Annotated in this window: 22 protein-coding genes and 1 tRNA gene; 16 read left to right on the forward strand and 7 right to left on the reverse strand. The window is 46.6% G+C overall.

What is annotated here, in order from left to right:
* The first annotated feature begins 9 nt into the window (after positions 1–9).
* From BN1234_RS00835 to BN1234_RS00860, 6 genes are all read left to right on the forward strand, one after another.
* A complete protein-coding gene (locus tag BN1234_RS00835) occupies positions 10–771 on the forward strand; it encodes an SIMPL domain-containing protein (RefSeq protein ID WP_054954769.1) in 762 nt (253 codons plus the stop codon).
* A gap of 445 nt (positions 772–1216) precedes the next feature.
* Positions 1217–2182: an ABC transporter ATP-binding protein gene (locus BN1234_RS00840; protein ID WP_054954770.1), complete on the forward strand. Its 966-nt coding sequence runs from the start codon at positions 1217–1219 to the stop codon at positions 2180–2182.
* A complete protein-coding gene (locus BN1234_RS00845) occupies positions 2179–3030 on the forward strand; it encodes an ABC transporter permease (protein ID WP_054954771.1) in 852 nt (283 codons plus the stop codon). The genes BN1234_RS00840 and BN1234_RS00845 overlap by 4 nt, the downstream gene beginning before the upstream one ends.
* Positions 3027–3833, forward strand: coding sequence for an ABC transporter permease (locus BN1234_RS00850; RefSeq protein ID WP_054954772.1), 807 nt, complete (start codon positions 3027–3029; stop codon positions 3831–3833). Before BN1234_RS00845 ends, BN1234_RS00850 begins: the two co-directional genes overlap by 4 nt.
* 73 nt (positions 3834–3906) lie before the next feature.
* Complete coding sequence (locus BN1234_RS00855) at positions 3907–4962, forward strand: polyamine ABC transporter substrate-binding protein (protein WP_054954773.1); 1056 nt, start codon at positions 3907–3909, stop codon at positions 4960–4962.
* Between the two features lie 292 nt (positions 4963–5254).
* On the forward strand, positions 5255–6337 hold the full coding sequence (locus tag BN1234_RS00860) for a PdaC/SigV domain-containing protein (protein WP_054954774.1): 1083 nt from the start codon (positions 5255–5257) through the stop codon (positions 6335–6337).
* Between the two features lie 283 nt (positions 6338–6620).
* Here the strand turns inward: BN1234_RS00860 and clpP are convergent, their stop codons facing one another.
* A complete protein-coding gene (gene clpP / locus BN1234_RS00865; RefSeq protein ID WP_054954775.1) occupies positions 6621–7217 on the reverse strand; it encodes an ATP-dependent Clp endopeptidase proteolytic subunit ClpP in 597 nt (198 codons plus the stop codon).
* 169 nt (positions 7218–7386) lie between these two features.
* Positions 7387–7461, reverse strand: a tRNA-Arg gene (locus BN1234_RS00870).
* A gap of 345 nt (positions 7462–7806) precedes the next feature.
* Between BN1234_RS00870 and BN1234_RS00875 the strand changes: the two genes are divergently transcribed.
* The 7 genes from BN1234_RS00875 to BN1234_RS22095 all read left to right on the forward strand — a co-directional run bounded on the left by BN1234_RS00875 (position 7807) and on the right by BN1234_RS22095 (position 15395).
* Positions 7807–8838 carry a sugar-binding transcriptional regulator gene (locus BN1234_RS00875; protein ID WP_054954776.1) on the forward strand — a complete coding sequence of 344 codons (1032 nt, stop codon included), beginning with the start codon at positions 7807–7809 and terminating at the stop codon, positions 8836–8838.
* A gap of 115 nt (positions 8839–8953) precedes the next feature.
* The gene (gene gap / locus BN1234_RS00880) at positions 8954–9958 is read left to right on the forward strand and encodes a type I glyceraldehyde-3-phosphate dehydrogenase (protein ID WP_054954777.1); all 1005 of its coding nucleotides are present in this window, start codon (positions 8954–8956) and stop codon (positions 9956–9958) included.
* Positions 9959–10176: 218 nt separating this feature from the next.
* Positions 10177–11358 carry a phosphoglycerate kinase gene (locus BN1234_RS00885; protein WP_054954778.1) on the forward strand — a complete coding sequence of 394 codons (1182 nt, stop codon included), beginning with the start codon at positions 10177–10179 and terminating at the stop codon, positions 11356–11358.
* A 127-nt stretch (positions 11359–11485) separates the two neighbouring features.
* Positions 11486–12238 carry a triose-phosphate isomerase gene (gene tpiA / locus BN1234_RS00890; protein WP_054954779.1) on the forward strand — a complete coding sequence of 251 codons (753 nt, stop codon included), beginning with the start codon at positions 11486–11488 and terminating at the stop codon, positions 12236–12238.
* Between the two features lies 1 nt (position 12239).
* Positions 12240–13784 carry a 2,3-bisphosphoglycerate-independent phosphoglycerate mutase gene (gene gpmI / locus BN1234_RS00895; protein ID WP_054954780.1) on the forward strand — a complete coding sequence of 515 codons (1545 nt, stop codon included), beginning with the start codon at positions 12240–12242 and terminating at the stop codon, positions 13782–13784.
* Between the two features lie 72 nt (positions 13785–13856).
* Positions 13857–15146 carry a phosphopyruvate hydratase gene (gene eno, locus BN1234_RS00900; protein ID WP_054954781.1) on the forward strand — a complete coding sequence of 430 codons (1290 nt, stop codon included), beginning with the start codon at positions 13857–13859 and terminating at the stop codon, positions 15144–15146.
* A 105-nt stretch (positions 15147–15251) separates the two neighbouring features.
* A complete protein-coding gene (locus tag BN1234_RS22095; protein WP_156337094.1) occupies positions 15252–15395 on the forward strand; it encodes a hypothetical protein in 144 nt (47 codons plus the stop codon).
* An 89-nt stretch (positions 15396–15484) separates the two neighbouring features.
* Here the strand turns inward: BN1234_RS22095 and BN1234_RS00905 are convergent, their stop codons facing one another.
* Positions 15485–16693 (reverse strand): aminopeptidase, encoded by a 1209-nt coding sequence (locus tag BN1234_RS00905; RefSeq protein ID WP_054954782.1) that lies wholly within the window; start codon positions 16691–16693, stop codon positions 15485–15487.
* Positions 16694–16919: 226 nt separating this feature from the next.
* Between BN1234_RS00905 and BN1234_RS00910 the strand changes: the two genes are divergently transcribed.
* Entirely contained in the window at positions 16920–17147 is a 228-nt protein-coding gene (locus BN1234_RS00910) for a hypothetical protein (protein ID WP_054954783.1), read from the forward strand.
* Between the two features lie 21 nt (positions 17148–17168).
* Here the strand turns inward: BN1234_RS00910 and BN1234_RS00915 are convergent, their stop codons facing one another.
* Complete coding sequence (locus BN1234_RS00915; protein ID WP_245640048.1) at positions 17169–17510, reverse strand: DUF4181 domain-containing protein; 342 nt, start codon at positions 17508–17510, stop codon at positions 17169–17171.
* Positions 17511–17558: 48 nt separating this feature from the next.
* Positions 17559–17957: a GrpB family protein gene (locus BN1234_RS21645; RefSeq protein WP_211751787.1), complete on the reverse strand. Its 399-nt coding sequence runs from the start codon at positions 17955–17957 to the stop codon at positions 17559–17561.
* A gap of 178 nt (positions 17958–18135) precedes the next feature.
* On the opposite strand from BN1234_RS21645, the gene BN1234_RS00920 reads away from it, so the two are divergent.
* Positions 18136–18585, forward strand: coding sequence for a hypothetical protein (locus BN1234_RS00920; protein ID WP_054954784.1), 450 nt, complete (start codon positions 18136–18138; stop codon positions 18583–18585).
* Positions 18586–18638: 53 nt separating this feature from the next.
* Here BN1234_RS00920 and BN1234_RS00925 read toward each other — a convergent pair whose 3' ends face one another.
* A complete protein-coding gene (locus BN1234_RS00925) occupies positions 18639–19418 on the reverse strand; it encodes an SDR family oxidoreductase (protein ID WP_054954785.1) in 780 nt (259 codons plus the stop codon).
* Between the two features lie 75 nt (positions 19419–19493).
* Complete coding sequence (locus BN1234_RS00930; protein ID WP_054954786.1) at positions 19494–20183, reverse strand: M50 family metallopeptidase; 690 nt, start codon at positions 20181–20183, stop codon at positions 19494–19496.
* Positions 20184–20452: 269 nt separating this feature from the next.
* Here BN1234_RS00930 and BN1234_RS00935 point away from each other — a divergent pair, with 269 nt between their 5' ends.
* A complete protein-coding gene (locus BN1234_RS00935) occupies positions 20453–22471 on the forward strand; it encodes a TerB N-terminal domain-containing protein (RefSeq protein ID WP_054954787.1) in 2019 nt (672 codons plus the stop codon).
* Positions 22472–22476 lie beyond the last annotated feature (5 nt).

The following is a 22476-nucleotide window of genomic DNA, read 5'->3' on the forward strand; positions in this document are numbered from 1 at the left end:
CTTGGATCGATGAATGTTTGGGCTAAACGGTTAGGGTCAGTAATGATTGCGGGCGCACTTCTTACAGGCGGTTCCGTATGGACAGGCGTTTTGGGCGTGAGTGAGGTGCATGCGGCAGATATTGCACAGCAGCAGAATCGGGTTACGGTGCTTGGCAAGGGTGAAATTTCGGTTAAACCGGATATCGTATACCTGTCGATCGGTGTAGAGTCTTTCGCAGAGACAGCGAATTCCGCACAGAAACACAATGCCCAGAAAATGGCTAAAATCAGCTCGCTGCTGAAAAAGACATGGAAAATCGATGAGAAAGATATTAAAACAGAAAATTTCTATGTTCAGCCTAACTACTCCTACAGTGAAAAAGAAGGGCGCAAAGTACAAAATTACAGTGCCACTCATTCACTTGAAGTAACACTTCGTGATTTAAGCAAGGTTGGCGAGCTGCTCGATGCTGCTGCCGAAGCAGGTGCGAACAATATCGGAAGCGCACGCTTCTCTATTGAGAACCGCGATGCTTTTGAAACCCAGGTAATCGAGAAGGCGATGGCAAATGCTGATCTGAAAGCACAGGCTATTGCTAAGGCGGCTAAACGCCAGCTGGGTGTCGTGGTGAGTGTGGTTCAAGACGAAGCCGCTAACCGTGATGTGTACAGCTACGGCTTTATGAATTCGGCTGCAAAAAGTGAAGCCCTGGATCAAGCCTCCACTTCCGTGAAGCCGGGCGAAATCAAGCTGATGACTCAGCTGTATGTCCAGTATGAACTGAAATAGAACTACCTTCTGTGTTACCTGAAAACCGTTCCGCTTCGCAGTAATGCGAAATGGAGCGGTTTTATTTTTCGGTATAAAGGTAATTATATGAATTGAGCTCTCGGTTTTTTTACACTTTTAACCCTGCATGGTCAGGAATACCAAAAACGGGTCAGGATAAGGCCTCAGCCTGTCGAAATCCACAGAAAAGTGTTGTGTATGGGGTCAAAACAAGGTATAGTGAATATGCAAAAAAACTGTACAAGATATGATGCTAAGCCATACCAATGGATATGGCTTTTTTCTCTTAATGGGTCAGGATAAGGTATGAATCCCTGGATCCTGGTGACACAAGAATAAACAACCGCTTAACGCTGTCTGTATTTGTAGAAATGTGTCGGAAGACGTTTTTCTCGTTTTATAGGAAAGAATATTAATATTAACCGTAAAGGGGATGATGGTGCATATGATTGAACTTGTCCAGATAACGAAAGAATTTCAAGGGCAATCGGTCGTGCATCCGCTGTCGCTCTCCATTAAGGAAGGAGAATTCCTGACTTTGCTGGGCCCCAGCGGTTGCGGCAAGACGACAATCCTCCGAATGATTGCAGGATTCGAACAGCCAACGGAAGGGGAAGTATGGCTCGCTGGCCAGAACGTGACCGATATGCCGGCGAACAAGCGGGATTTGAATCTCGTGTTTCAGCATTATGCCCTGTTTCCGCACATGACCGTAGAAGACAATATCGCATTCGGATTAAAAATGAAAAAAATGCCGCGATCCCAGATTAAAGAACGCGTAGCAGAAGCCGTAGCGATGACGCAGCTGACACAGCTGCAGGATCGATATCCGCATCAGCTTTCCGGTGGACAACAGCAACGCGTAGCGATCGCCCGTGCCATTGCCAATAAGCCAAAGGTGCTTTTGCTGGATGAGCCGCTTGGTGCACTTGACCTGCAGCTCCGCAAAAACCTGCAGTCTGAGCTGAAGCATCTGCAACGTACACTTGGCATTACATTTGTGTATGTTACGCATGACCAGGAAGAAGCGATGATGCTGTCTGACCGGATCGTGATTATGAATAACGGGAAGGTTGAACAGGTCGGCACACCGCGTGAAATTTACGCCAAGCCGAAGACCCTGTTCGCTGCCACCTTTGTAGGAGAGAATAATATTTTCTCTTCGCGCGAAGGGCTTTTTGCTGTTCGTCCTGAAAAAATCTATCCTCAGCGCGGCCCGGGCGGCAAGAAGACGGGTGTGATTGAGGATGTTCAGTATCTGGGTAACGTGCATAAGCTTAAAGTGCAGCTTGAGGATGAACCGATGAGCGTAACCATTGCTCTGGATTTTACAGATGATGAGCCTTGGGAAGTCGGTGAAAGAATCGGCCTGAATTGGGACGCGAGAGATGAGGTGGCTATCGGGTCATGAGTAAATCCAAATTCCTCCTGACTCCTGTGCTTCTGTGGCTCTCCCTGTTTCTAATTGTGCCTATGCTGATCGTGGTCGGGATATCGTTTCTGCAGCGTGATGCGTTAGGAAACATTGTGTTTTCTTTCAGTCTGGAAGGATACAAGACGTTTTTTGATCCGCTGTACCTCGGGATTTATTGGGATACACTCGTCTTATCCATACTAACTACAATAATCTGCCTGGCGGTCAGCTATCCGCTGGCTTACTATATAGCCAACGCATCCCCGCGTATCCAGACATGGGGACTGATCTTGATTACGGTGCCGTTCTGGATCAACTTCTTGATACGGACATACGCTTGGGTGCTTCTGCTTCGGACACAAGGGGTTGTAAACAATCTTCTGATCTATTTGGGATGGATTGATGAACCTCTGCAGATGCTGTATACCAAAGGCGCAGTACTCCTGGGCATGGTATATAACTTTATTCCGTTCATGGTGCTTCCGATATATGTAGCACTGGAGCAGATGGACAAGCGTCTGCTGGATGCAGCGAGTGATTTAGGGGCATCGAAATGGAATGCCTTCCGTCACATTACCCTGCCTCAGAGCAAATCGGGTATTATGACCGGATCCATTCTGGTATATGTATCTACGGCAGGGATGTTCGTCGTAACAGACATTCTCGGCGGCGCGAAGTCCGCGATGATTAGTAATATTATTCAGTCGCAGTTCCTAGGTGCACGCAACTGGCCATTCGGAGCTGCATTGTCCGTTATTTTTGTGATTACCTCGCTGGTGTTAGTCTTACTGTTTAACAGGGCTATGCAGGCCCGTCACCAACGCGTAAAGGAGGGGAGAGCGTGAAGAAACGAAATCACCCCTTGCTCGGGATTCACTCATTCCTGATGATGGCGTTCATCTATATACCGATCATTATGATCATCATATATTCCTTTAACGACACGCGTCTGAGCGGTAACTGGGAAGGCTTTACGTTTGACTGGTACGTGTCGCTGTTCAACAACCGAAATGTGATGGAAGCGCTAATGAACAGCTTAACCGTTGCTGTCATTTCAACCATTGTATCGACAGCTCTCGGCACCTTGGCGGCATTATCGCTTCGCAAATTAGGGAGAAAAGGCCGGAGTGGGATGAATGGACTCCTGTACCTGCCGGTCATCATTCCGGACATTATTATGGGTATTTCCCTCCTGGTGCTGTTTAGTCAGCTGGGAATGGAAACAGGCAAGACCACGATCATTATTGCGCATATCACATTCAGTTTGTCTTATGTATACGTCGTAGTGACGGCTCGCCTGGCGAATATGGGTAAGCAGCTGGAGGAAGCTGCGCAAGATCTTGGCGCTTCCCGGTGGCAGACATTCCGTCATGTCACGCTGCCTCAGATCTCGCCTGGTATTATCTCCGGTGCCTTGATTGCGTTCACGCTGTCGCTGGATGACTTTATGGTCAGCTTCTTCGTGGCTGGGCCAAGCTCAACCACGCTGCCGATCTACATTTACGCTCAGGTCAAACGCGGCATTTCCCCTGAAATTAACGCGCTGTGTACGCTGCTTATACTGGTCAGCGTGACCTTGATTCTGCTAGCACAATATGTGCTTAACCGCGGCAAGGGACAGAAGAAACACAAGACACTGCCGATTTAAGCGGAGCGAACCGTTTTTCGGATATATTTATTTTTAAAATATTAGGTTAGGTGGAAAGAGAGGAGATAGTGAATTGAAAAAATCGAGATGGACCCGTCTGCTGCTGGCAGGTATGATCGCAGCAATGTCGTTAACAACCTTGGCTGCCTGTGGAGGCTCTGATAAGGAAACCTTGCACATTTACAGCTGGGCTGATAACTTCGATCCAGAAGTGCTGAAGGATTTTGAGAAAGAGTATAACGTCAAGGTAACGTACGACAATTACGCGAACAATGAGGATCTGCTGGCTAAGATTAAGGCAGGCGGAGGCGGGTATGACCTGATCCAGCCTTCCGACTATATGGTAAAGACCATGATTAACATGGATTTGCTGGAGCCGCTGGACAAGAATAATATCCCGAACATCGATAATATTTCAGATGCATTTAAAAATCCCGAGTTTGACCCGGGCAATAAATACTCGGTTGTTTATATGACCGGTGTAACGGGAATCGCATATAACAAGAAGTATGTTAAGGAAGAGATTAAGAGTTGGGAAGATCTCTGGAATCCGGCATACAAAGGTAAAGTGCTGCTGCTTGATGACAATCGTGAAATGATCGGTATGGCACTCAAGAAGCTGGGTAAATCCAACAGCTCCACGGATGCAGCAGAGATTGAAGCAGCTGTCGGTGAACTGAAGACACTTCTGCCAAACGTTCTGGCATTTGATACAGACAATATCAAGCAGAAGATGATCCAAGAAGAAGGCTGGATTGCTACGGTATGGTCCGGTGATGCTTCCTTTATTGCGAAGGAGAACCCGGATGTAGCGTATGTTGTACCGGAAGAAGGAGCAACGATCTTCTCTGACAACTACGCAATTCCAAAAGGTGCTAAAAACAAGGCGCTGGCAGAGAAGTTTATTAACTACATGCTGGATCCGAAGGTAAGTGCGAAGAACTATGAGTTCATCGGCTACAGCAATCCGAACAGCAAAGCGATGGAATTCCATAGCGAAGAGTATCGCAATGACAAAATGATCAACCTGACGGAAGACGAGCTGAAGCGCACAGAATGGCTTGGCGATGTCGGAGAGAGCCTCCAAATTTATGACCGTTACTGGACGGAACTGAAGAGCGGAAGATAAGGGAAGCTGCTTGCAGCAGGTTATCACTCCGGCTTGCGCCCAGACAGGCTTTATGAGCTGCCAGGACGCGTAAGATCTGTAGGACGGACACTTTACAGAAGTGCCCGGTCCTTACAGGTCTTTTTTTATTGAAATTTCCGGCGTTCCTCTTAACAGAAGATAGTGATGCCTAAATAAATAGAGTCAAAATTGTCACCATCATTGTTACCTCTCTAGCTAACGTGTTCCATATAATAAAACTGGGTAATAAAGTAAACGGCCATACTTGAATATGGAAGGTGAGTGACAAAAAATGAATTATAAAATGAAATATAGTTCGGCAGTCATTGCAGCTGGAGTGCTGCTGGGAGGGCTCGGCTTTAATGGACAAGCTGCTGATTCTAAGCCAGCGGCTTCACCAAAAGCAGCGGTATCCGCTCAGCAGGCAGCGGCGAAGACTGAAGTGGCACTCGAGTGGAACGGAAAGACATTATCGCAAACAGGGTTACTGGATCACGGAACAGTTTATGTACCTGCGACTGCAGTTCGGGATGCGCTTGGTATTCCGCTAAAATATAATGCGAAGAGCAAAGTTTATACCCTGGGGCAGGGCTATAATATATTAAACGCCACAGTATATAGTGCGAAGGAGATTGTATTAACGGTCAATGGATATTATGCGGGGGAACCGGCAGGCAGAATTGTGAACGGTCGTCTGTATATCCCATATAAAGTGCTGAACCAATACATGGGCATTCAGGGGAAGTGGAGCCCGTCTGCCAAACAGCTTAGTATGACCGCGAAGAAAAAAAACCCGATTACGATTACGACTCAAACCTTGAAGAAGGATTTTTCGAACGTAACAGCGAGCGTGGATTATCCGGTAATTAGCGGTTTGAAGAATACAGAGGTACAAGCCAAAATAAATGATGTTTTGAAAAAGAACGCAGAATTTGTCATTTCGAGCGCTGAAAAAAGTGCCAGCGAACTTCCACCGTCCGGCAATAATTATCCGTATGAGTTTGAGGGTGATTATGTCGTGCAATACAACGCCAATGGTCTGTTAAGTATTACAGCACATGACTTCTCCTATACAGGCGGGGCGCATGGAATGTCATATCGGAACAGCTTCACGTTCTCGCTCGAAGACGGAGAGCAGAAGCAGCTCGGTGATTTCATCAATATGCAGGGCAAGAGCAAGCAGAAGCTGAATAACCATGTATTGAAGAAGCTGAAACAAGAGGGCGGATACATTGGAGAGTTCAAGGGAGTGCCTGCGGATGCCCAGTTTTATTTGAAAGACAACGCTGCTGTTCTGTACTTCCAGTTGTATGAGTACACAGCGTATGCTTATGGATTCCCGGAGTTTGAGCTTAATTTAAAGGAATGGAAGTAGAGCAGTAAGGGCTGGACTATTTTTTGCAAAAATGAAAGCTAAGGGCATTCTTCGTTTGCCGGCAATGGAGCGATAAGGCTTCTTATTGTCCGGCGGCGGAGAGTGCTTTTTTGTTGCGGTATATACCAAGGTAATAGCCGAGGATTCCTGCAGCTATAGGTAGAAACACGGCAATGGTGGAAGCTGCTGATTCCGTCCCCCTCGAGCGTTCCCTGTCTAATGATCCGCATAAAAAAGGGCTAATATCCGCGCCTCGCGGATATTAGCCCTTTGACTAGTAAGCTTAGATGCCTTGCGGTGGAGTGCTCTCCAGCACTTGGTCGATCAGACCGTATTCTTTCGCTTCAGCAGCTGTCATGAAGTAGTCACGATCGGTATCTCTCTCAATGCGCTCAAGCGGTTGTCCTGTGCGCTCAGCCAGGATGTGGTTCAGCTTATCACGCATTTTCAGAATGCGGCGGGCGCGGATTTCGATATCCGTTGCTTGCCCTTGAGCTCCGCCCAGCGGCTGGTGAATCATTACTTCACTGTTTGGCAGTGCGAATCGTTTGCCTTTAGCTCCGGCGTTCAGCAGGAACGCTCCCATGGAAGCAGCCATGCCGACACAGATTGTGGAGACATCAGGTTTAATAAACTGCATTGTATCAAATATGGCCATACCAGCGGTAATCGACCCGCCAGGACTGTTGATATATAAATGGATGTCTTTCTCAGGGTCCTCTGCTGCCAAGAACAGCATTTGTGCAATGATGGCATTGGCAACCACGTCATTTACGTCGGAGCCGAGGAAGATGATGCGATCTTTCAGCAATCTGGAATAGATGTCGTACGCCCGCTCACCGCGGTTGCTCTGTTCAACGACCATAGGTATAAAACTCATATAGAAAAACCTCCCCTTAAATGCATTCTCATTAAAATACTGTTACCTTATTACCCACATCATAAACAATTTCAATCCAAAAGTCAAAGAAAGTCAAACTATTGGGTAAAAAAAAGAGCCATCATGGGCACTTTTGGGTAAAACATTATATAGAAGTTTTGAAAAATTATGGCGCGCCCGCGAGGAATCGAACCTCGATCTCAGGCTCCGGAGGCCTACGTCATATCCATTGGACCACGGGCGCAAAATAGCAACGAAGATGATTATACCGCATCTTTTCCTAAAAAACAAGAAGCAGGTCAAAGTTTCTGTTCCAGTCCCTTTTTTAGATCGCTGAAGCTGGTGCATTGCTGTGCCAAAATTCATATTTTTCCGGCCTGTTAGTTAAAATTTTTGGAAGATTTTTATTTATTAAAAAGGAAGATTATGTGGGATGAATAAGAATGCCAATAGTTGAGAAATATACATTCGGAGCACTTGCAACCTGCATAAATATTGGTTAGAATAATGGTGGGACTTAAAACGCTTGACTGGGACATTTTGCGACCATCGGTAGAAGGTCCAAGACGAAGTTGCGGGAGTGGAAAGCATGCGTAACTTATTGGAATTACAAGAGCAGCTTCTGCCCGATCTCATGGACATTCTCAAGCGAAGGTATACGATCCTTCATCAGATCATGTTATCCGGATTGGTTGGGCGCAGGACACTCGCAGCATCACTTTCAATGACTGAACGTGTGCTGAGGGCTGAGACCGACCTGCTCAAAGCTCAGGGGCTCATTGAGATCGAGACACTGGGGATGAGGATCAGCCAATCAGGACAGAGTCTGCTGGAACAGCTCGAGCCATTCATGAATGACTTGTTCGGATTAGCAGATCTGGAGGAGAAGATCCGCGAGGCTTACGGGCTGCGCAAAGTGGTTATCGTCCCGGGTGATAGTGAGTCTTCAGCCGATGTGAAACGTGAACTTGGCAGAGCAGGTGCGAGAGCACTTTTAAGCTTTGTCCATAGTGGAGACATCATCGCAGTTACAGGCGGGTCAACGCTAGCCGAAGTGGCTGAGCAGATGACAACGCCGGCAGCGGGGCCGTTAACAGGTTCTTGGTTTGTACCTGCAAGGGGCGGTTTGGGCGAGAGTGTGGAGATTCAAGCCAACACGATCGCATCCAAGATGGCGAATAAGGCAGGAGCCGAATACAGGCTGCTGCATGTACCAGACCTGCTGAGCGACGACGCCTACCAGTCACTGGTTCAGGACCACCACATTAAGGACATTGTTGATGTTATACGCAGATCATGTGTTATTGTTCACGGTATCGGAGATGCTATGGAGATGGCCCAGCGCCGGAAGCTTGACGAAACTTCTATTAACAATCTGAAGGCAGAAGGAGCCATTGCTGAATCCTTTGGCTATTATTTTTCCGAAGAAGGAACAGTCGTTCACCGTATGTTAACGCTTGGGCTGAGACTTGAGGATATTATGCGGGCAGAGAACGTGATCGGCATTGCGGGTGGACGAAGTAAGGCCAAGGCAATACACGCCGTGCTCAAATTCGGACACGAGGACATCCTTGTAACGGACGAGGCTGCAGCCCTAGAAATTGCCAGGGGGCTGGACTAAACGGCGGACGAAAGAAAGCATATAGCATAATTCAGCTGTACTCAATTTGTTGTCATGACAGGCCTCACCGTCTGTTTTGAATAAATAAAACTTCACTATATGGAGGGAATTACTAATGGTTAAAGTAGGTATTAACGGTTTTGGACGTATTGGACGTAACGTGTTCCGCGCTGCGCTGAATAACAGCGAAGTTGAAGTTGTTGCAATCAACGACTTGACTGACGTTAAGACGCTGGCACACCTTTTGAAATATGACACAACTCACGGTAAACTCGATGCAACTGTAGAAGCTAAAGACGGTGCAATCGTAGTTAACGGTAAAGAAATCAAAGTATTCGCTGAGCGTAATCCAGAAGCTCTTCCTTGGGGAGAATACGGCGTTGAAATCGTTGTTGAATCCACTGGTATCTTCACAGCTAAAGAAAAAGCTGAAGCTCACCTGAAAGGCGGCGCGAAGAAAGTTATCATCTCCGCTCCTGCTACTAACGAAGACATCACAATCGTTATGGGTGTTAACGAAGAGAAATACGATCCAGCTAACCACACTGTAATCTCTAACGCTTCTTGCACAACGAACTGCCTTGCTCCATTTGCAAAAGTTCTTGACGAGAACTTCGGTATCGTTAAAGGTATGATGACTACTGTTCACTCTTACACGAATGACCAGCAAGTACTTGACCTGCCGCACAAAGACCTTCGTCGTGCTCGTGCAGCAGCTGAGAACATCATTCCTTCCACAACTGGTGCAGCTAAAGCAGTTAGCTTGGTTCTGCCACAGTTGAAAGGTAAATTGAACGGTATGGCTATGCGTGTACCTACTAAGAACGTTTCCGTAACTGACCTGGTTATCGAAACTTCCAAGCCAGTAACTAAAGAGTCCGTTAACGAAGCTCTGAAAGCAGCTGCTAACGGTCCTTTGAAAGGCATCATGAACTACTCCGAAGAGCCGCTTGTATCCAGCGACTACAACACAGATCCTGCTTCTTCTACAATCGACGCTTTGTCCACTATGGTTGTAGGCGACAACATGGTGAAAGTTGTTTCTTGGTACGACAACGAGTGGGGCTACTCCAACCGCGTTGTTGACCTCGCTGCTTACATCGCAAGCAAAGGTCTGTAATTGATCTGATTTACCAATCGAAGAGGGGTTCCTTGTGGCGCTCCTCTTTGATTTTTTACAAGAAACGCTGTTCATTTCTGATTAACAGAAAGACAGGTTTCTGCCTGTATATGTTTTCATGCCAGAGTACTGGGAAGAATAAATAAAAACCGGACTCGAATAAAGAGAGAGCAGCTAAGCTGTCGGCGAGGAAATAGTTTCTTAGGAGGAACGTGGAGATGAACAAGAAAAGTGTACGTGATGTAGAAGTAAGCGGCAAACGGGTGTTTGTCCGCGTCGATTTCAATGTCCCCCTCGAGGATGGGAAGATTACCGATGATACTCGGATCCGTGAAACCCTGCCGACCATTAAATATTTGGTGGAAAAAGGCGCTAAAGTTATTTTGGCAAGCCATTTGGGTCGTCCGAAAGGTCAAGTGGTTGAATCCATGCGTTTGACACCTGCCAGCGAACGTTTGTCTGAGCTTCTTGGCAAACCGGTAGCTAAAGCAGATGAAGCGATTGGGGATGCAGTAAAAGAGCAAATCGCTAACATGAAGGACGGCGACGTGCTCGTGCTTGAGAACGTTCGTTTTTATCCTGGTGAAGAGAAGAATGATCCAGAGCTTGCGAAACAATTCGCTGAGCTTGCCGATCTGTTCGTGAACGATGCGTTTGGTGCTGCACACCGTGCACACGCATCGACTGAAGGAATCGCGCATCATCTTCCGGCTGTATCTGGTCTCTTGATGGAGAAAGAATTGTCCGTACTGGGCAAGGCTCTTTCTAATCCGGATCGTCCTTTCACTGCTATCATTGGCGGTTCGAAGGTTAAAGACAAAATCGATGTGATTAATAACCTGCTTACACTCGCTGACAACGTTATTATCGGCGGTGGACTTACTTACACGTTCTTCAAGGCCCAAGGTTACGAAATCGGTCAATCCCTGTGCGATGATTCCAAACTGGACACTGCACTTGGCTTTATCGAGAAAGCAAAAGAACTGGGCAAGAACTTCTATCTCCCCGTTGACATTGTGGTTTCGGATGATTTCAGTGCAGATGCTAACACGAAAATCGTTGATATCGACAGCATTCCTGCAGGTTGGGAAGGCATAGACATCGGACCGAAGACACGTGAGATTTATGCTGATGTGATCAAAAACTCCAAGCTGGTCGTTTGGAACGGACCAATGGGCGTATTTGAAATTGAACCTTTCTCTCATGGTACTCGTGAAGTAGCTCAAGCTTGTGCAGACACAGAAGCTTACACGATTATCGGCGGCGGCGATTCCGCAGCAGCAGCAGAGAAATTCCACTTGGCAGACAAGATGAACCACATCTCCACAGGTGGCGGCGCATCTCTTGAGTTCATGGAAGGCAAAGAGCTTCCTGGTGTTGTGGCACTGAACGATAAGTAGTAAAATTTTTGTGGAAGGGCTGTTACCTTTTGAGAAAGCTCGGTAACAGTCGATTCTACTTGTATAGAGTGAATTAACGCAAAGAAGCGGACCCTGATGGTTTGGGGTGAGTAAAGGAGTGAACTGTGTGAGAACACCTATCATTGCCGGCAACTGGAAAATGTTCAAAACTGTTCCGGAAGCCAAAGCATTCTTTGAAGAAGTAAAGGGCAAAGCAGAAATTGAAGGCGTAGAAGCGGTGATTTGCGCACCGTTTACGAATCTTCCTGCGCTTGTTGAAGCTGCGAAAGGGACTAGCATCAAGATTGGTGCACAGAACCTTCATTTTGAAGAGAATGGAGCATTCACTGGTGAAATCAGCAGTGTGATGCTGCAGGATCTGGGCGTAGATTATGTTATTATCGGACACTCGGAGCGTCGTCAATATTTTGGCGAAACGGATGAGATCGTGAACAAGAAAGTCCATGCTGCGTTCCGTCACAGCCTTCTTCCAATCGTATGTGTTGGTGAGAAGCTTGAAGAGCGTGAAGCAGGACAAACCAAAGATGTATGTAAAGTACAGACTGAAGCTGCTTTTGCAGGTATTCCTGCGGATCAAGCAGTTCATGTGGTTATTGCATACGAGCCAATCTGGGCGATTGGAACAGGTAAATCCTCTACGGCAGAGGACGCTAACGAAGTAATCTCCTACATCCGTGACCTTGTGAAAGGAATGTATGGTGATGACGTTGCTGCTCAGGTACGTATTCAGTACGGCGGTAGTGTGAAGCCTGAGAATGTAGCTGAGTACATGGGACAAAGCGACATCGATGGTGCGCTTGTTGGCGGTGCCAGCCTGCAGCCTGCTTCTTACGTTCAACTCGTTGAGGGGGCGAAGTAAGATGTCAGCACCAAAACCTGTAGCGCTTATCATCATGGACGGTTTCGGTCTTCGCAACACGACTGTAGGCAATGCGGTTTCCCAGGCAAACAAGCCGAATTATGATCGTTATTTGAAGCAGTACCCAAATACGACATTGACAGCTTGCGGCGAAGCCGTAGGTCTTCCTGAGGGACAGATGGGTAACTCCGAAGTAGGCCATCTGAACATCGGGGCTGGCCGAATCGTCTATCAAGATCTGACCCGGATTTCGAAGTCCATTCGCGAAGGTGAATTCTATGAGAATGAAACCTTGGTAGAAGCTATTCGTGCCGCGAAGAACAACAACAAGAAGCTGCATCTGTACGGTCTGGTATCTGATGGCGGTGTACACAGTCACATTGAGCATTTGTTCGCTATGCTGGATCTGGCGAAGAAAGAAGATATGCATGAAGTGTACATCCATGCGTTCATGGATGGCCGTGACGTGGCTCCCGACAGCGGTAAGCAGTTCATTACAAAGCTGCTTGCTAAAATTGAGGAAGTCGGTGTCGGCAAAATTGCTACCGTATCGGGACGTTACTATGCGATGGACCGCGATAAGCGCTGGGATCGTGTAGAGAAGACTTACCGTGCGATGGTGTACGGCGAAGGTCCAAAATATACAGACCCGCTGAAAGCAGTCACTGAATCGTATGAGAAATCGGTTTATGATGAATTCGTAGAACCTACTGTAATCGTAGATGACCAGGGCAATCCGGTAAGTACAGTGGAAAGCGGAGACTCCGTTATCTTCTTGAACTTCCGTCCGGACCGTGCGATTCAGCTGTCCCAGGTGTTTACGAACAAGGACTTCCGCGGATTTGAGCGTGGACCGAAGTTTCCTCAGGGACTTCATTTTGTCTGCTTGACCTTGTTCAGCGAAACTGTAGAAGGTTTTGTTGCATACAAGCCGAAGAACCTCGACAATACGCTGGGTGAAGTTCTTGTGCAGAACAACAAGAAACAGCTGCGTATTGCTGAAACCGAGAAATACCCACACGTCACTTTCTTCTTCAGCGGCGGCCGCGATGTGGAGCTTCCGGGTGAAACTCGCGTGCTGATCAACTCACCGAAGGTTGCAACGTATGACTTAAAGCCTGAGATGAGTGCTTATGAAGTGGCAGATGCTTGTGTGAAGGAAATTGAAGCAGATAAGCATGATGCAATTATCCTGAACTTTGCCAATCCGGATATGGTTGGTCACTCCGGTATGCTGGAGCCGACCATCAAAGCGGTTGAAACCACTGACGAGTGTGTTGGTAAAGTTGTGGATGCTGTTCTTGCAAAAGGCGGCGTGGCTATCATCACTGCTGACCATGGTAATGCGGATATGGTATTCGATGAGAATGGACGTCCATTCACAGCGCATACGACAAATCCGGTTCCGTTCATCGTTACAGACGAGAACATCACCCTGCGTGAAGGCGGTATTTTGGCTGATATCGCTCCAACGATTCTAGACCTGATGCAGCTTGATAAGCCGGAAGAAATGACAGGAACCTCAATGATTGCATCACGCAAATAGTTTTGTTGAACTATGAAATCTGGCATTTTACCAAAATGCTTAAATAAATCACATTAAAAGGAGATCCAAACTATGACTATTATTTCTGACGTTTACGCACGCGAAGTCCTTGACTCCCGTGGTAACCCGACTGTAGAAGTTGAAGTATACCTAGAATCTGGCGCAATCGGCCGCGCAATCGTTCCATCCGGTGCTTCCACTGGTGTTCACGAAGCTGTTGAGCTTCGTGATGACGATAAATCCCGTTACCTTGGTAAAGGTGTTCTGAAAGCTGTTGAGAACGTAAACGAAATTATCGCTCCAGAAGTAATCGGCATGGATGCTTTGGATCAACTCGGCATCGACAAGCTGATGATTTCCCTGGACGGAACTCCGAACAAAGGCAAACTGGGCGCTAACGCAATCCTGGCTGTTTCCATGGCTGTTGCTCGCGCTGCTGCTGACGCTCTTGACCTGCCACTGTATGTTTACCTTGGCGGATTCAATGCAAAACAACTTCCAGTACCAATGATGAACATCGTTAACGGTGGTGCACACGCTGACAACAACGTTGACGTTCAAGAGTTCATGGTATTGCCAGTTGGCGCTGAAAGCTTCAAAGAAGCTCTTCGCATGGGTGCTGAAATCTTCCACAACCTGAAATCCGTATTGAAAGGCAAAGGCCTTAACACTGCGGTTGGTGACGAAGGCGGCTTCGCTCCTAACTTCACTTCCAACGAAGATGCATTGTCTTCTATCATCGAAGCAATCGAAAAAGCTGGTTACAAGCCAGGCGAAGACGTATTCTTGGGTATGGACGTAGCTTCCACTGAGTTCTTCAAAGATGGTAAATATGTTCTTGAAGGTGAAGGCAAATCCTACACACCTGCTGAGTTCGTTGACCTGCTTGCTTCTTGGGTTGAAAAGTACCCAATCATCACAATCGAAGACGGATGCTCCGAGGACGACTGGGAAGGTTGGAAATTACTCACTGAGAAATTGGGCAGCAAAATTCAACTCGTTGGTGACGACTTGTTCGTTACGAACACTGAGCGTCTGGAAAGAGGTATCAAAGAAGGTATTGGTAACTCCATCCTGATCAAAGTTAACCAAATCGGTACTTTGACTGAAACTTTCGATGCAATCGAAATGGCAAAACGCGCTGGTTACACAGCTGTTGTCTCCCACCGTTCCGGTGAGTCCGAAGACAGCACAATCGCTGACATCGCAGTTGCTACTAACGCTGGTCAGATCAAAACAGGTGCTCCATCCCGTACTGACCGTGTTGCAAAATACAACCAATTGCTTCGTATCGAAGATCAATTGGGTGAGCTTGCACAGTACAACGGCTTGAAGTCGTTCTATAACTTGAAGCAAAACTAATAGGTGATAAAAGCCCAGCTCCTGCTTTTGGGGAGTTGGGCTTTTTTTGCGCGCGTTTTTTCATGGGAGGATAGGGCAAGGGCGGGGAGCGGGGGCTGCACACTTTTGGATGATGGTTGGGCGGTGCGTGAATCGTCTCCGGTCGCTGTTAAAATCGGGAAACTGGATTGGAATAGGCTGAGGAGGTTTCCCGATTTTAAAGGCGAACGCGTTGCTCCTCCGACCGCTTCACGCACCTCTGCAGGGTAGGTGTGCAGGCCCCTCATGGTGTCTCATGGAAGTGCAAAGAAAAGACCAGCTTGATGCCAAAGGCATGAGATGGGCTTATTGGTTAAAGCTTATATTTTCCACTCACCGTTTTCCATTACTAGAATTTCTTCCTGTTCTAATAATCCGTAGACGTTCATGGAGCTGTCGCCAATCATAATGTCTTCATGTACTGCAGATCTATTCATACCTAGCTCGTTTAGTTCATCCTCCGTCTTTGAAAAACCATCCATTATGTTATCAATGTAAGCTTGGCCTAATGCAATATGGCAAGCTGCATTTTCATCAAATAGGGCACTCTTAAAAGTGATTCCCGTTTTGGCAATACTCGAGCTTGCTGAAACGAGTGCAACTTCACCAATGGCTCTCGCACCATCATCCGTTAGAAGAAAATCAATAACGACTTGGTGATTAGGTTCCACTCTGGTTATTTTCCCATTTTCGAAGAACAGCTTTAAATCCTTAATCGTCTGCCCTGCCAAAATGATCGGTTTTGTAATGGAAGCATATCCATTTACATGATGCTTATTGGGCATGGTCCAGACTTCTTCGACAGGAATATTAGACATAAATTCTTTTCCATCTTTAGTTATTTCTGAACCGCCTAACCACACATGATTTTTGACTAACGAAACAGTTAAATCTGTTTTCTCACTAACATAGCGCAGCGCAGAGAATTGATAGTTGTTCAATTTTTCAGCTATGCTTTTCAGAACAAGATCGTGTTGTTTCCAAGCTGATACAGGATTAGGCTCATTTGATTTGGTTGCCTCAAATATATATTTCCATAGAAGTTCAACGGCATCATTCTCAGGGTGATCTGGAAAAAGCTGCATTGCCCATTCCATAGTTGGTGCATTAACGACTACCCATTTATTATGATTTTCCATTCCGTAAGTTCGACAAGGACTCATAGCAATCGATTTTGCTTTATTTATTTTAGAAGATCTTTCGACCCAATCCGAATCCTTATCCGAAAACGTAGGTGCAATGATTGTAATCATTGAATAGCCAGACTTCGCATAATTCAATTCATTTTCAACTTCAGTTTTGGGGAATTCCTCTAAAAAATCATCTTTTAGATAACGTATTCGATTCTTTTCAATTTCCGGATCCCTTAGATTAAGGGAAACAAATTTAGCTCCGCTCTTATAGGCTTCTTTTGAGATTTCACGTGCTAAAGGTAAATGTTCAGGTGAAAAATTAATCTTAATTAAATCCCCCTCTTCAACGGTCACTCCAATATTCACAATTATTTTTGCATAATTATTTAAGTACATATAATGCTCACTGCTCCTTAGTTTAATAGCCAAGACCCGTAATATCCGTGTCTCTATGTATTACTAATTCAACGTTCTAATTACAACTACCTATTATCCGAATAAATTGATATACAGTTCAAGTTGCCAGACCGAGAAGCTCTGTTTAAACTGAATTGGAACATTATAAGGGATTAAGTCGTCTATATGAATAATAGAGATAATATGGTTTTGGAGGCTGCTGTTAATGAAAAAAGCGTTGTTAGTTGTTTTATCATCAACTCTAATGTTAATCGCTCTCTTTGGTTGTAGTTCTCAAAAAGATGGGGAAATAACCAAAGTCAGAGTGTCTAAATCAAGCGGGCAGAAACAAGGGTTTCATTTCTGGCTAGGTGAAAAAGGACAGAAAAGCATTTTAATATCACGTGGTGGATACCAACACAATCTATACCATTTCAGAAAACATGACAGTTAAGTTAACAGACCTGCTTCAGCCTTAAGTTAAAACGTAAACTATTGTACCCACTACAGATATGGCCATCAGCCATAGTGAAATAACGTGTTTTTGTGAATTGCGGATATATTTCCATTCAAAGATAGATCGAACACCGAACAATAGAATAAGCAGTACGCCGCTCCAAACATATTTATAAGGCTCATTAACAAAAATAAAAAACGAGATGACCACGATAACCCCAATCACGATGAACCATCTATATGGGATATAACCATCTGTGTCCGATATCTTCTCATCTGTCTTCGTAATCATTTTATCCAGCGCAAATTGAATCACAGCTATAATAAAAAATACAACAGCAAGTGGGGATATTTGATTCACCTTCTTTTTCTATTTGTTTATATACGAGAACAGATTGTTGCGTGATTTCTACGCGTCCGACTTTCCTGTTTTCCATCCAGTAATTTGACTCCATTTGCTTGCTCTACTCATAATTTCCCAAATAATTGGTTCCTTTCCTTCTACATAGAGATCCCGTTCCTTTTGAAATAGTTTCATTAAGTTATATTTCATTTCAGCGTATTTCCTGCAATCATTTTCATTAGCCCGAAGGTAGTCCCTAAATAAAAGTGCAAATTGTTCTGACCAACTACCGTATTCTCTTACATGAATGTGGGTTCGTTTCCTTCCTGGTTTCTCCCGAAAATACCGTTTCGTAAGATCAGGATTACCTGCTCTATAAATAAACCCGATGTTCTCAAGCTTAGTTTTATATGTTTCTACCGGTTCTAACGATCGAACGGAAATCTGAATATCAATTATTGGTATTCGTTATTCCAAGTAGTATCATAAGGTACTACAATAATCGGGTCTGGCATACTAACCTCCGATAAAGTTGTATTTTTTGATTGCGCAAGTTTCATTTAACGTTTATCAATTATACAATTCATGTGTAGGGAAAATATGGTCGGAAGTTCAAAATACTTTTTGGGAATGAGGTGTGAAGTTGTTTAAGTCATGGAGTATGGCTCTTATATCTCTGATATTATTGATCCTCGTGGGTTGCAGTGATCAGTCGGAACAGGTAGATCTGGACCAGGGCGTTATGCCTCTAACGGATTTAATGGGAACGGACTTTGAGAATATTAGCAAAATCGATGTGACATATGGCGATGGAAATAAGCTGGTCATTGATAAGATGAATGAGATCGATCAGATTGCAGACAAGCTTCGTCAGATGAGTGCTGAACAAGCGTCCCTACCTGGTCCGGGCTACTTATATTTTTTGGATATTTATCAGGAGGATAAGGTGTTTCGGATAGGCGATACGATTACTTTGGACAAAAGAACTTTCAAGTTAGTAGGAAGAGAAGTTGATGAGTTAAATAAAAAGATGGTTGAGATGGGCAGAAAAAAATTCCCTGATCTTTTGCCAGGTATTGATTTATTGAACTGAATGGATCTGAATTGAAATGATGCAGTGCATATGCATTCGTGCATGATTATGTATCATTTCCCCAAAAAACCGCCCTCCGACCGGATTACCTGCCCTGTGATCCACTGGGAATCGTCACTTGCCAAGAAGCTGATTCCTCTGGCTGCGTCTTCCGGCAGGCCGATCCGTCCCATAGGGAACAGGGGTAAGAACTGGGCCTTCATTTCTTCGGTGATCCAGCCTGAGTCGGTTGGACCGGGGTCGAAGCCATTCACTGTGATGTGGAGTGGGGCCAAGCCTACGGAAAGTGGCTCGATCACACCGATTAATGCTCCTTTTGTTAAGGTGTAAGCGAGGTTGTTCGGGTCGGGTCCTTTTGAAACCATGAAAATGATTCGACCGGGAGTACCTTTTGGATGATGCTGTTCAAATCTTTTGGCGAACTCTGTGCTGAGCAGAACGGTTCCGCGGTTGTTCACGAGATAATGCTGGTCTAATATGTCGATATCCAGGCTCTGAACATTGGAGGGCGCGCAGTAAGCGGCGTTATTAATCAGGATCGAAGCATGCCCCAGGGTCTTTTCGATCTGATCCATGATGCGTCCCGGCGTTTCAGGGAGAGTGAGATCTGCCTCCATATGAGCTGCCCTTACCCCTAGATACTCTAATTCCTTGCAAAATAGCTCAGGCCACTCCTTCTCCCCGCCATTACCCTCAGTTTCGTCAAATGGATGCCAGTGTGTAAAAAAGATATCTGCCCCCAGGTTGGCAAGCGCACGGCAAACGGCGGTTCCGATCCCTGTGGATCTGCTTGCGCCGGTAACGATGGCAATTTTATTTTTTAGTGAGAGCATCTTCTACATTCCCTCCATTCGGTGATTTTCAACTACTACACATATTCTTCGTTAAGAGCTCTTGTCCTGTGCTTATTACATATTCCGTACGCGTGTCTGTACACCAGAACGCTTACTCCAGAACAGCGACAGCGCGAGCTTGGCACACCATAAGGCGAATACCAGAAACAATAGTGCCCATACAAAAGCAGGCACCGACGTTTGTAAGGCTAGGTTCGTGGCATCTCCCGCACGACCCGGCCGCTGAAATGAATACAGCAGGAGAGAGAATGGGCCCATGACCGATTCCTCCAGGGAAAGAAAGGCGAGCAGCAGGTAGTAAGCGTTTCGCACCCGAGGACCAATGAAGTAAATGGCCAGTGTGATGATAACAAAGATGGTAAGCCATATAATACCGTATCCATTTTGTACGAATAACAGGATCATAAGGACGGCAACTCCCGAAATGGCGAGAAGACCCTCGCCTTGCTTGCGCTTGGCATAGCCGTGGAACATCAGCACAGAGAATAACGATGCAGACATATAGCCGGATAGAGATACGAGGATTGTTCTCCAGCCGGAGGCCACAACGGATAGCGTCGCGCCGCTATGGTCGGGGTATAGTGCAATGCTTTTCACACGCCCCGAAAGGAGCAGAGTCGTAACAGCGTGCCCAAGCTCATGAATCATCGTGTCCATAATCCTGAACCAGGAGGAGAACGGAATGAATCGGGTGAGGATGGCGGCCCCCAGGAGATACAGTATCGTTTTGAACCATTTATTCATCGTACAACTCCTTCCTCTAAATGCTTTTTTAAGGGGGAATAGAAGTTCTGCTGAATCGTGCTCAAGCTGTTAACAGGGAATAGCTGTTTGTATGTAAGCCAGAAGACAGCATCCTTTTCCTATGATAAAATGGAACATATGTTCCTTGAAGATGGATGGATGTTATGGCTCTACATGTAGTATAGTTGCCGGGCACGCGCTTGTAAAAGAGCATCTTTATAAATGGACGGGAATGGTATAATTGGTGGAGTGATGGAGGTACGATATCAATGGAGCATTTCAGGAAAAACCATGAAATCAACATAGATCACATCCGGCATACCATCGTGCGTGACAACGACATTCGGTTCGCTGAGTTTGAGCTGGGCGGGGAGGAGAAGAACATGCCTCTTCCGGCACAACCGGAGATGAACGGGAAGAACAGACGCAGCGGGGACGGTGCTTGGCAGGCAGGGCAAGCCGGACACGCAAAAGCGGAGCTTTCCCTGACGGATCTGAACTTCTGGGATGAGAAGGAGACCGCTGGATCTGCTGCACCAGGGAACGTTCCCGATTCTAAGACGGATTCCCGTGGTGACAGTCAATCCTCTGCATACACGCCCATTCCTGGTGGCTCATCGTATGACGGTGTGCGCTACTATTCCCGAGAGCAGCAATTTGTGCTGAAAGCTCGCGAATTGGCGTGGCATGTGGAGCCGGAGCAGCCTTTTGTTCCATTCAAAAGCTACTGGCCTACTTATGAGCAGATGACTTCAGGGCAGTATAAATGGTATTTCTACTGGCGGGAAGAAGTGCGGTGTGGCCGGTATCCGGATAGTGATTTGTCGTATTTATTTGTATATATGTATGAGCTGATTAACGGAATCGGCTGGAGCAACCCGGCTCAAGGCTATCAGCTGCTGAGCAGTGTGTGGAAGGCTTACCGGGAGAGATATCCCAAGCTTGATGGGTATGCGAGGGAATGGTTGTACGATTTCTCGTTGATTCATGGCCTGGATATGCCGGTGACAGAAGCCTACAGCCGGATTCCGCGCAGCTTGTCCAGTGAGCTGAAGGAGCTGGAGTGGCTAAGAATATTTAGCGCTCAGCCGCTGATGCTGAACTGGGATCTGCTCTCTGACCTCATGGATTATGAGCCTAATAAGAGCCGGTTCTATCAGGAGGGCGGCCGCAAGGACATGAGAACATTTGGCCCGAAGGTGATTGCTCTGGTGGACTCTTATTATGGTAAAACAAAAGGCCAGCGCCTGCTTGAACGGTTCCGGCCCCGGGAGAGGTCATCCGAGAGATATGTGTTTCGCAGTGCGGTGTACGACTACGATCTCTATGGTCGTACGGTTTCCCTTATGAAGCTGCCGATCAGCAGCCATCCGCCGCTTCGAAATTATATAACGCAGCTTATTCGGATGATGGAGAACAAACTGCGGGAGCTGCGCGGATTTAAGGGCAGACTGCGCGGAATTGAGATCGAGCCGGAAATTGAGGAGCTGGTGGCGCGATTTCTGAAGCGGGAGATCGAATTATCCACTGTTTCGACAGAGAAGGCGAATAAACCAAAGGTAAAGATTGACCGTGCGAAGCTGCGGCAGCTTCAGCGGGAATCGGATGATGTCCGGGATATGCTGCTGATGGAGGAGCCGGTGGCAGAATCGGATAATGGGCGAGCGTCGTTGGACCCGGTGGCAGAAACGGGCAATGAACGAGCGATATCGGAGCCAGGGACGGTGAAGAAGGCGAAGAAAGCGCATAAATTACAGGACCAGATCGGACCGCTTCAGATGGATATGTTCGATATCAGCCAAGCTGTTGATGATCTTGAGGATGGCATGGAGTCCGGGATGACGGGTGGCCTTGAGCGGGAGTCAGAGCAGCGATTGGCGATGGACCTCAGTCTGGATGCGCGGGATGCTGAGAATCGAGCGAACGAGGATTCGGCGCCATTCGGCTCAGCCGATCAGGAAGCTGAACAAGCCGGCTCGGGCAGCGATGAGTTGAAGGATGAACCTTCATCCGGCATCGGGCTCATCTGGCATACGGATCAGCTGGATGAGGAATGGCGGGAGCTGGCTTCGCAGCTTGGGCCTGTACATCTTGAGGTATTGTATGCATTGAAATCTGGAGCGAACATGGCCGAGCTCCATGCTGTGGCGGAAGCGGCTGGCTCGATGCCTGCCCTGCTGATTGATGAAATTAATGATGCCGCGATGGAAACGATCGGCGATCTGTTGATCGACGGCGAGACCCTCGTGGATGAATATAGAATGATGCTTGATCCATTGATGAGGTGATCAAA

This window comes from Paenibacillus dakarensis (assembly GCF_001373415.1).
Taxonomy (GTDB): domain Bacteria; phylum Bacillota; class Bacilli; order Paenibacillales; family Paenibacillaceae; genus Paenibacillus_AQ; species Paenibacillus_AQ dakarensis.